Annotated in this window: 9 protein-coding genes; 4 read left to right on the top strand and 5 right to left on the bottom strand. The window is 40.6% G+C overall.

Translation table 11 applies throughout. The features are described from left to right. Positions 1-98: 98 nt before the first annotated feature. From plsY to MHZ92_RS13850, 3 genes are all read left to right on the top strand, one after another. Entirely contained in the window at positions 99-701 is a 603-nt protein-coding gene (gene plsY, locus MHZ92_RS13860; protein ID WP_239432316.1) for a glycerol-3-phosphate 1-O-acyltransferase PlsY, read from the top strand. A 34-nt stretch (positions 702-735) separates the two neighbouring features. Further along, positions 736-1,029: a HesB/YadR/YfhF family protein gene (locus MHZ92_RS13855; protein ID WP_239432315.1), complete on the top strand. Its 294-nt coding sequence runs from the start codon at positions 736-738 to the stop codon at positions 1,027-1,029. Between the two features lie 228 nt (positions 1,030-1,257). Then, the gene (locus tag MHZ92_RS13850; RefSeq protein ID WP_239432314.1) at positions 1,258-2,727 is read left to right on the top strand and encodes a C40 family peptidase; all 1,470 of its coding nucleotides are present in this window, start codon (positions 1,258-1,260) and stop codon (positions 2,725-2,727) included. Between the two features lie 51 nt (positions 2,728-2,778). On the opposite strand, the gene MHZ92_RS13845 is transcribed toward MHZ92_RS13850, so the two are convergent. The 4 genes from MHZ92_RS13845 to MHZ92_RS13830 form a co-directional block, all read right to left on the bottom strand. Then, on the bottom strand, positions 2,779-4,161 hold the full coding sequence (locus MHZ92_RS13845) for a UDP-N-acetylmuramoyl-tripeptide--D-alanyl-D-alanine ligase (protein ID WP_239432313.1): 1,383 nt from the start codon (positions 4,159-4,161) through the stop codon (positions 2,779-2,781). A 30-nt stretch (positions 4,162-4,191) separates the two neighbouring features. Beyond that, positions 4,192-5,487, bottom strand: a complete 1,296-nt coding sequence (locus tag MHZ92_RS21620) for a YheC/YheD family protein (protein WP_239432312.1) — start codon at positions 5,485-5,487, stop codon at positions 4,192-4,194. Positions 5,488-5,548: 61 nt separating this feature from the next. Beyond that, positions 5,549-5,917 (bottom strand): hypothetical protein, encoded by a 369-nt coding sequence (locus MHZ92_RS13835; protein WP_239432311.1) that lies wholly within the window; start codon positions 5,915-5,917, stop codon positions 5,549-5,551. A gap of 211 nt (positions 5,918-6,128) precedes the next feature. After that, the gene (locus MHZ92_RS13830) at positions 6,129-7,514 is read right to left on the bottom strand and encodes a Mur ligase family protein (RefSeq protein WP_239432310.1); all 1,386 of its coding nucleotides are present in this window, start codon (positions 7,512-7,514) and stop codon (positions 6,129-6,131) included. A gap of 179 nt (positions 7,515-7,693) precedes the next feature. Here MHZ92_RS13830 and MHZ92_RS13825 point away from each other — a divergent pair, with 179 nt between their 5' ends. Continuing rightward, positions 7,694-8,920 (top strand): ATP-grasp domain-containing protein, encoded by a 1,227-nt coding sequence (locus MHZ92_RS13825; RefSeq protein WP_239432309.1) that lies wholly within the window; start codon positions 7,694-7,696, stop codon positions 8,918-8,920. A 38-nt stretch (positions 8,921-8,958) separates the two neighbouring features. On the opposite strand, the gene MHZ92_RS13820 is transcribed toward MHZ92_RS13825, so the two are convergent. Beyond that, the gene (locus MHZ92_RS13820) at positions 8,959-11,124 is read right to left on the bottom strand and encodes a YheC/YheD family protein (protein WP_239432308.1); all 2,166 of its coding nucleotides are present in this window, start codon (positions 11,122-11,124) and stop codon (positions 8,959-8,961) included. Between the last annotated feature and the right edge of the window lie 18 nt (positions 11,125-11,142).

Raw genomic sequence — 11,142 nt, 5'->3', positions numbered from 1 at the left:
AATCAACTTGTCCTATTACTTGACACATTCCATTGTCGGTATTCATCTGTTCTGCTAAACTTGAATCACATACACATTAATCATTAAAGGGGAACGTTATGGAAATTATCATTCTTATACTTATCGCGTATGTACTCGGCTCCATCCCATCGGCATTATGGATCGGCAAATTGTTTTATGGTACGGATGTCCGACAGCATGGCAGTGGAAATCTTGGTGCGACGAATACTTTCAGAGTCCTAGGAAAAACGGCGGGCTTGATCGTCACTATTCTTGATATTTTGAAAGGGACCGCTGCAGTGTTGCTTCCCCTTTTGCCTTTTTTCAATTCCGCAGGGATTCATCCACTTTTCCTCGGCGTTTGCGCTGTAATCGGACATATCTTCCCTGTCTTTGCGAAATTTAAAGGTGGCAAAGCGGTTGCCACGTCTGGCGGTGTATTGCTTGGATATAACTGGCCGATTTTCATCATTGTCATGCTCGTGTTCCTTCTTGCATTGAAACTCACGAAAATGGTATCTCTTTCATCTATGATCGTATCGATTGTCGGCTTCATTTATTGTATTTTCTATTATGTATGGTCTGGAGACATCTATTTAATGATCATCGTTGGGCTCATGGGAGCGTTCATCTTTTATCGACACCGGGCGAATATCTCTAGAATTAAAGCCGGAACCGAGCCAAAAGTGAAATGGTTATAATACAATTGAAGAAGCAACCGAAAGGCGGGATATAATGAAAATCGTTTTATCGGATGATGCACTGCAATGGTTTACAGAAGAGATGGAAGCTGCAACAGGAGATTATATTAAGTTTTTTGCCCGGTATGGTGGCTCCAGTCCATTACATGATGGATTTTCACTTGGAATTATGAAAGAACAGCCTGACAAATTGGCTGTCGAGACAGTAATGGCCGGTATACACTATTATATTGAACAAAGAGATTACTGGTTTTTTGATGAACATGACCTCCATGTAAATGTTAATCCAAAAATGAATGAACTTGTTTATTCGTATGAAAAAGCGTGATGGCTTCTAGCCTCACGTTTTTTTGTCGTCTGGACTCCGGGCGCTTTTGTTCCATATCATTCCTATTACAGTCTGTAATGTATTTGTAAAAAAGTCCGACAAGTCTTTTCATATCATGCAATTTCGCATTTCATCATTTTCTCTGGTGAATATTCCCTGTAAATCAAGCCCTTATTCCATGCTACTATCGGTCTCAGGTAAGACAATACTATTTTCAGGAGGCAAATTATGAAACGTAAAATTCTTTCAGCAGCATTAATCACTTGTGTCAGTGTCAGTTCATTGGCTGTTCCTACTTTCGATCAAACTCAAACAGTCTCTGCCGCTACGGTCTCTTCACTAGCATCGCAACAGGCTGTCGAAGCTAAGGCGGATCAGTTGATTCAAACAGCGAAAAGCTTGATAGGAAAATCAACATACAGTACGGCAGAATACAAGCCTACATATCCATATAAGTTCTCTTGTGCCACGTTCCTCATGTACATTTTCGAGAAACATGGCGTAGACCTTGCAACATACAATGAAAACTTTATGATGCAACAAGGAACACCTGTCGCTAAAGGTAAGTGGCAAAAGGGCGACCTTCTCTTCTTCAAAAGTAAAACGACAGGGACAGATCCAGATCATGTCGCAATGTATATCGGTGATAACAAAGTCATCCATATGGCAGATCCAAAACAGAATATCGTCATTTCCGACTTGAATAGCAAACCGTATTATACGGAAAAATATGTCGGTGCAACTCGTGTTCTTCCTAGTTTGATGTCATCCGATCCTGCAACGAAAGGTGACAATATCGTCAGCCTTGCTTATGATTTAAAAGATGAAGCGACGATTGGCTCTGTCAACAATGAAAGTTCTAAAAAGTTTACGAGCACAGGCTTCGTCAAACATGTGTACAAAAAAAATGGAGTTACATTAGATGCTTCTAACCTAAAAGAGCTCCAAAGCAAGGGTACAACAGTTTCCCGCTCCGACTTGAAAAAAGGTGACCTTGTTTTCTTCAGCAGTAAGAAAGGGTCTAAAACTCCGAGCCTAGTAGCCATTTATGGTGGAGATCATCGATTGATCCTCCCGCTTTCTGGCGGTGTCAAAACAAGGGTCCTGCTAGTAGATTACTACAACGACAATTATATTACGGCAAAGAGGGTTATCAAAGACGTTAAGGGAACAACGACAGTTTCCAAGCCTTCTACTACAAAGACTGAACCATCCGAGTCAAAGCCGACTAGCACAGCCACTGCATCATCTAAGTCCGAGTCTTCTAACACAAAGACTGCTACTTCTGAATCTAAGCCGTCCAACTCAAATGATGCTACATCTGCGGACAAGCTTGTCAATTTCGCAAACAGCCTGATGGACAAAGCGAAATTCGGTTATGAGTATAATGTAAATACATTGACGTTCACAGGTGCAGGTTTCACTTATTATGTATATAAAGAGAACGGAATCGATTTGAAAAGCAAGCTGGCTAGCCAGCAATCCGAAATTGGTTCTACTGTTTCAAAATCCAATCTGAAAAAAGGGGATCTCCTCTTCTTCTCATTGGATAATAAAGCGACACTTATTAAACAGACAGGTATTTATATCGGCGACAATCAATTTATAAGCCTTTCAACTTCTGGAAAAGTCGTGAAACAAAGCCTATCCTCGAAATGGGCAACTCAAAACTTTGTTAAAGCACAACGTGTCCTTTAACAAATGAAAAGAAGCATCTTAACGTCATGACGTTAGGTGCTTCTTTTTCAATTACCGCTTTAATGATTTTGCAAAATCTATCATACCCCGACTGGACATTGGCCCTTTAATAAGTACTAGAGCCTGATCATCAAATAAATAATCCAATTCATTACCGATTTCATGTACTTTTTCGAATATCCGTATAGTTGCGTTGCTTCCGTCGCGAATCGCTTGCCTCGCAATTTCTTCTGCCTTTTTTCCAATTGTAATAAGTGCATGGATATCTCGTTCGGCTACCATGCTCCCGATTTCCCGATGATATTTTTTTTCAAAATCCCCTAGCCTATTAATATCACCTAAAATAAGGATGACTTTTTTTCCTTTGCCCACCGTATCGAGTACGTTTAAGGCAGCTTCGACTGATGTCGGGTTGTTCGTCCACGTATCATCAATAATCGTGCTGCCGTTTTTACCTTTCGAGAATTCCAAATGGCGGTCCATATTTTGATACGTTTTCAAACGTTGAATCGCTGATTGTATATCCATTCCCATCTCGTGTATTGCAGCAAATGCTGCAAGTGCATTGCTTACTTGGTGCTCACCGTAACCAGGAACAAAAGCATTATATTCTTTATGATCGATATGGAGGATAAAATCCATTCCGCCCTCACCAAAAGTGATTTGGGAAGCTCTGAAATCCGCTCTTTCACCCATTCCGAAATAAATGATCTTCCCTTTGAATCCATGGGTCCTCAGTTTTTTACTGTTCTTGTCATCGGCATTTAAAATGAGAGTGCCGCCTTCCCTTATACCGCCGATGATTTCCTCTTTCGCTCTTATATATCCTTCTAAATTTACACACCCGTCCAAATGGTGGACCCCGATATTCGTGATAATACCAATTGTAGGCTGGTAAATCATACACTGGTGTTTAATATTTCCCGAATTGCCAAGCCCATGTTCAAATACAGCCGCTTTCGTCTGCTCATTGATTCCCATCAAATATGGAAATGAACGTCTAGGTTCATTTTTACTACTAATGGATGCATGAACATTCCAAATGGCAGAAAGCATATGTTTGATCATATCTTTCGTTGTCGTCTTCCCACAAGTCCCTGTAATGGTTACGACGGGTATCTGAAACAAATTCCGGTAGTAATTAATGAACTTCCAATAGCTTTGGACAAGGCTCGTCACTTGCAAGACTGTTGTATTCGGCAAAATTTCATTTTTATCAATCGAGGGCTTATCGGTGATGACAAGCGAAGGGCCTTTTTTATCGATGGCTACCCAATTAATCGTATCCCCCCTATTTACAAATAAAAGGGTATTACGTTTTGTATGATCATGTCGTGTGTAATAGATGGCATCAGCCACTTTCCAATTGACCGGTCCGGCGATGATTGTTCCTCCAACCACTTTCCTAATCTCATTGACAGCTATCGGTTTCACTTGCATTTCCTCCCTTCCATCGAACTTCGATCAGTCCCTCTTTTTGTTTTTCACCAAATAGTAAGTAATCCGTTCATGAATTTCGTTATCTCTAAACATGTAAAACATGGAGAGGGATGGTGCATAATTCCCTTCAATTATCCATACCGCTCCGTTTCGATCTATTCCTATGTCAAATCCTATAATCGAAATGTTCCTGACGTTTTTTTGGAGTCTTTTTGCAGCTTTCTGGCAAACAACTTCAAACGTCTTCGCACAATTCTCATTGGACATCCCATTTTCCGTATGCAACAGTGCATCATCCAGCGTAAGTAGCTTACTTGCCCGGTTTGAAACAAAGTAATTTTTCGCGGCAACTTTTACGACCATCCCGGTACTAATCCACCGATCTTCATCGAGCTGAGTGATCACTCGGGCATCAAATGGACTCTTATTAATTTCGAGAAGTGAAATGCGCTGTTGAACAATATAGTCTTTAGTTGATAAATATTTTTCAAAGATATAGTTGTATAATTCTTCAAAGTCGTTTTTATCCGTTTTAGATTGTTTTTCATGGATCTCGAAATTCACTTCACTTGTCATCGATATTTTTACAATTCCCCTTCCTTGCTGCCCTACGCATGGCTTGATGATCACCTCTGGATAGGTGTTCAAAAATGCAAACAATGTCTCTTTTGTACATAAATCTGTAGTCGGCAAGAATTGTCGCAACGACCTTTTCTGATGAAGTGAATGGTATTGGCTCCATTTACTATTCCGTTCATGTAAAACCGTGTCGGTGAGCCAAAACTTCCTGGCTCCAACTTTGGCAATGTCCATGACGACTGTATGACATTCCGGAAAAGCAGAACCAAGCCTCTTTGCTACTGTTATCAAGAAATTATTCAACTTCCACCCGTGGAATCGATTCTTACTTCGAATGTTGTTTTTATCTATAGATGTGCAATGGACGATCTTCCAGATTGCTTTAGGGGATTTTCTGTGAAGGGTAAAAAGATAATGGCGATTAGCTAGATTTGTTGGGACAGCTTGTATGACATAAGACTTTCTCGTGCAAACTTGCTCTATCAAATACTTGTATGTTTCTTCTTTGCTTGTAAAATGAAGGACTTGAATTTCGGTGGCCAATTCAAATGCCTCATCATTAACTGTAATACGTACTTCTTTAGGGCCCACTAACGGTTTGATGATCATACAATTGTATTTTTCCAGAAAACTAAAGAACGATGTTTCTGAGAAAAGTTTTGTCTCCAATAGATGCTTGGATAAGCTGGGATCCTTCTCCAAAATCTTATATTGTCCAAATCGCCCCCTGATGGCCTTCACAGACTACCCTCCTTCAATTGTTAACTAGAACCCCCGACCAGAGGCCGGGAGTCATCAACCGTCAATCACCGTTACAGCCGAGTGCAGTGATAGCACCTTGTGCAACCGGCGCTGCACCAGTTTGGTTGAAGAAACCAGTAATAACAAAGCTTTGTACAATATCCACATTTGCCGATTCGATCTGGTCTCTGAAGACCGCTTCGAATGGAAACTGAACACCGTTTACAAGACCGGTGCCTCTGACAGTCACTTCACAATTTTGACCTTCTCTCCTACAAACTACTGAAGTGATCGAATTTGCCACGAATACAAAACTGTTTTCAGCACCAGTTGTCTCCGTATCTGTAAATTGCAGAGATAATGATGATGCATCCAAAGTCGTGGCACATACATTTGCCATGTACCTCAAGTCACCTCTAACGGTTCCCATTTGTCCAGAAAAGCGGACATTGTTTCTTCTAGATACCGCATTGACTAATACACCACAAGGACATTCCATACCCATAATGAACCCCTCCTTTCTTTTTAAACTACTCTACTATATTGGTAAAGATCAGGGAGCGGCTTGGTGTTTGTCCTAATCTTGCACTTTTAAAAATTTCTAAGATAATTATTCTGGCCAAAACATGTTCGGCGTCCTTTCAGTCTTTCTCCGTTTTCCTCAATAAGGTTGCTAGTTTTTTAATTGCCTCGCTGAACATATCCCCCTTGATGAGAACGACAGAATCCTCTGTTGTAATTTTTTTCAGCAATTCAAACGCTAATATATGATTATTGAATGAATGCACTTCAATAGGTGCCCCTTTGTTAGAAACAGTGTCCGCCATTATTTTTGCATGCTTTCCAATTGTGAGGAGAACATGGATATTACTTTCTGCAATGATGTCGCCTGCCATTTCATGAATTGTATAACCCCAAGAACCTAGATCGGTTATCGTCCCAATGACCGCAATTTTTTTTTGATTTTCGCCGATTCGCTCAAGTACTTTCAATGCTGCACGGAGTGAAGTCGTCGTTATACTCCAAGTATCATCAATAACTGTTGAACCATTTACCCCGATTACTTTTTGTAGTTGCTTATTAAGCGGTTTAAAAGTCCTGAAATGGACAGCAATATCGGCTAGTGACATGCCGAGATGATGTACTGCAGCAATTGCCGCCAATCCATTGTATACTTGATGTTCTCCGATACCCGGAACGAGTATTCGGTATTTCTTTTGTCGATGTTCGACAGTCATATACATTCCTTCGGTTGAATAATCGATGTCGCTTGCTCTGTAATCACAGTTCGAATGGATGCCTATTGTTATAATCGTTCCGGAAAAATCTGTTAAATCTAATTTTCTCGTGTTCTGATCATCTATATTGATAATCAATACACCATCCGGTTGAAGAGCGTCACGCATTTCCCCTTTCGCAGCGATATAACCTTCCAGTGACTTGCAATAATTAAGATGATGTTCACCGATATTCGTGATAATACCGATTGTCGGTTTCAAGTAGGCAGCTGCTTTTGAAATATCTCCAGGCGCTCCCACTGCTGTTTCAAACACCGCTACATCCGTCGCTTCATCGATCGCGAGCAAATATGTCAAATGTGCAGTTCTTGAATTATTTGTACTGTTCGTATACGCGACTTTCCAATTGACCGATAAAAGATGACGAATCATCTCTTTTGTCGTTGTTTTACCGGAAGTGCCAGTGACAGCGATTACAGGGATATTGAACGATGATCGATAGTTGTTAATAAATTTCCAGTAAGACTCCTGTAAATCATCAACTTTGATTACTGTTAAGTTCTCGCTTTGTTCATTTATTGTCAATTCCCGATCTGTTACGATCGCTAATGGAAAATAAGGCTTTAGCCGTTCCCATTTGATAATTTTCCTCTGTAAAAATAATATGGTATTCGGTTGCCTTACTTGTTTAAGTCGATAAGCGCCATGTTGTATAAGTAAATTGTCAGTTCCGTGAACCAGTTTTCCGCATATGATTTTCCGGATATATCCTGTCGTTAGAGGTTTCATTCGTTCACTCCCTTCCCCCTTTCTTATCGTATGCCCCGCCTTTCCGACTAGCCTGTACGAAAATCCCGTATTGAGGAAATGAGTGATAGTTATTGTCCTCTATGATGTATAACCATGTCGAAAATTGAATCCTTCATAACCTATATAGAGTTGTCAGAAATGTGGTCTGAAATGAAGGAGTGGACTTGTTGAAAACGATCATTTTCATCGGAACAAATAAATCGGGCTCAAGTCGGGAAGCTATAAGAGCTGCGGAAAGACTCGGGTATTTCACTGTGTTATTTACAAATAATGAAAAGCAGATCAAACAGCGGAAAGAATATGTAGATGTCCACGAAATGTTGTTCGTCGACACGACAGATCTTCCAGCAATGCAGAGAGAGATCCGTTCATTAATTTCAAAGGGAAATGAAATTATGACGATTACAAGTTTTGTCGACTCTAATGTTGGGCGGGCATTACGACTATGTGAGGAATTCTGCCCAAACGGCACATCATCATATGCCGTAGATATTATGGAAAACAAAGCAGGGACAAGGTCATTATTAGATGGTCTTCCTTTTTCCCCGAAATATATAACCGTCCCCTCGAATGCATTGCTTACGTCAACTACAGTAGATGCATTGCCCAAATTCCCCCTTATTGTCAAATCTGCTTCATCCACCGGATCAAAGGATGTGTTGCGCGCAACTGATTTGGAGCAGTTGAATCGTCATATTCTGAAATTGAACGAAAAAAATCCGGATGAATCCATCATTATTGAAGAGTTCATCGAAGGGGAACAATATTTGGTGGAAGCGATTGTCCATGACAAACAAATTCAAATCGCAGGTGTCGTCGAACAAGAAATCACATATGGCAAGCGGTTTATCATTACTGGATACGGAGTGCTCGGATTTGTACCAAGACAATTAAATGACAGTATCATGAAAGTGCTTGAATCGATCGTCGAGAAATTTGATATCCGTAACGGAGCATTGCATGTCGAAATGCGATTGACGGATCATGGATGGAAACTTATTGAAATCAATCCAAGGATATCAGGCGGTGCAATGAATAATATGCTGAAAGCTGCATTTGGCTTTGACTTAGTCGAAGAAACATTGAAATTATACTTAGGTAAAAAACCAACCTTAACCCCAAAACATCAAAATTACGTCTACACCCAATATGTCATTGTCGATAAAAAAGGAATTCTAGAAAAAGTGACCGGTAAGAATAGGGCTAGGAAATCACCAGGTGTCGTTGAAGTGTATGTCAAGCCGAAAAAAGGAACGCAGCTAATGCCGCCACTATCAATGGGTCACCGGTATGCGTATGTCATCGCCCAAGGAGAGACGCTTGAGACAGCAAAAGGATTAGCTAAAAAGGGCGCCCAAGAAATTCAATTTCACTTGAAAGAATAAAAGAGAGGGCTCCAATTTTTAGGAGTCCTCTCTTTTAATCAACTATAATTTTCATCGATAAATTTAACAGTTTCAAACATATTCGTTTTGCTTGCACCTTTAATAAGGATTGTGTCGTCCTTTTCAATCAACTTCGCCAGTAATGTATGCAATTTCTCTCGATCTGTAAAATGGTAGATTTTGTCCGCTGCCATCCCTCTTTTCATCGCCTGAGCCCCAATTTCCTCGGTCCTAAATCCGTAAGTAATCAACAGGTCAATCCCTTGCTCCTGAACATAGTCTCCTACTTTTCGATATTCTATTTCACGCAGATCCCCAAGTTCCCTCATTTGTCCGATAATCGCGATTTTACGGTGCTTTGCCAAATTAACAAGCACATCGATTGCCGCTCGGACGCCTTCCGGATGTGAATGGACCGTATCATCGATCAATGTAATGTTGTCTTTGCAATTATAGATTGTCAGTCGCCTTGGCGGCTTCTTAAATAGGAGGCCCGCCTTGATTTCCATCGGAGAAAAACCAAGCTGATCAGCAATCGCAATCGCGGACAATGCGTTATACACATGATGCTCGCCGAAGATCGGTATAAACAAATCGATTTCTTCGTTTTCAAGCTTCATTTTAAAATTCATTCCTTGATCACTGTATTGGACGTCATATGCACGATAATCCGCAGGGTTATGAATCCCTACCGTAATGATCTTCCCTTTGAAATCTTGTGTTTCCAAAAATCGCGAATTGTCGTTATCTTTATTTAAACAAAGCACTCCATATTGATCCATCCCGTGAATCAATTCGGACTTGGCTTTCGCCACCCCCCTCGGATCACCGGCAAAGTTGCCTACATGCGCGAGTCCGACATTCGTCACGATTGACATATTGGGCTGGATAATTCGGCAATGCTCGGTGATGACTCCAGGATAGGCCATTCCATATTCGAGGACAACGGCTTGGTGAGATGAATTGATATCCGCGGCATGTTTTTTCGTATGTTCCGTTGTATTCCAGTAATCCTTCGATTCAAACACATTCCATTTTTTTGAGAGAATGGATGAGAGAAAAGCTTTCGTCGTTGTTTTTCCCGCGCTGCCAGTAATGGCGATAATCGGTGTCGCTTGCTTTTCTCTCGATCTTTTACGCTTAATTTCCTGGATTTTTGATTGGATCGCTTTTTGGTTTTTCGCAATATACATGGCATATTGAATCGTATTTTTGACGACATCCAATTCAAGATAGAATGCCGGCGGGCAACCTGGACGCCAATTCACTTCATAGATCCATAGTTTTCGTTGTTCATCCATTCCGATATCAATGCCAATTTCATCGATCACTTCACCGAATTTTTCCATTTGCAGTTCATCCAAATGGTTGGCAAGTGATAATGAAAAGAACTCTAATTTTTTTCGAATATTAAATGCTTCATCTTTGAATTCCTGTTCCAAAAAAGGATCTAAATAGTTCGTATAGCCACCACTATTAATATTGGCAATGATTGATCCCTGTGGGGCAATCCTTGGATAAATCGTCGTAATGACCCACTTGCCCTCCCCATTTTTTTGCACATGAAGCCTGAAATCAAATACTTGCCCTGTTTTCGTGACAGATTGGATATACGGCTGGACGATGAACGTCTCTTTCGACAATTTCTGTTGAATAAATCCATTCAATTGAGAAGTTCCAAATGTTTTGTTCATCCCTTCTCCTTTGAGCAAAAAGTTCTCGCCTTCCTGCACAATGAAATATATCCCTTTCCCTTTTCGTCCATCAATCGGTTTGAAGACCACTTTTTCAAAAGCTGAAAGGAATTTGAAGAAATGATCTGCATTTTTGACAACTTCTGTAGGAATTATATAACTCGCGAATTCCTTCGCTTCTTTCAGTCGGCGGCTCACACTCCATTTATTGCCGATTGAATAGGTTGTAAAAGGAATTTCTTTTTTCAACTTATCGATCGTCTCTTTCGACTTCGACAGTTTCTCCGGGCTGCCGGCATTATAGATGACATTAGGAAATGGCATAATTTTCGTCTGCCATTTGCCTTTTTCATACACTTGTCCCTTGATCGTACGATTTAAAAAGTTCACTTCACCGGGTGAAAAGTAGAAAAACTTTGCTCCTTCCGCTTGGGCTACCGCTGCAAATGCATATGCTTTCATGACCGTTTCCGGATCTTTGCGATGATGCAACATGCCTATGATAGTCATGAACATTCTCCTTTACTC

The sequence above is a fragment of the Sporosarcina sp. ACRSL genome (assembly GCF_022346605.1).
Classification (GTDB): Bacteria; Bacillota; Bacilli; order Bacillales_A; family Planococcaceae; genus Sporosarcina.
The sequence above is the reverse complement of the archived record's forward strand: the minus strand, read 5'-3'. Positions and strand labels throughout refer to the sequence as shown.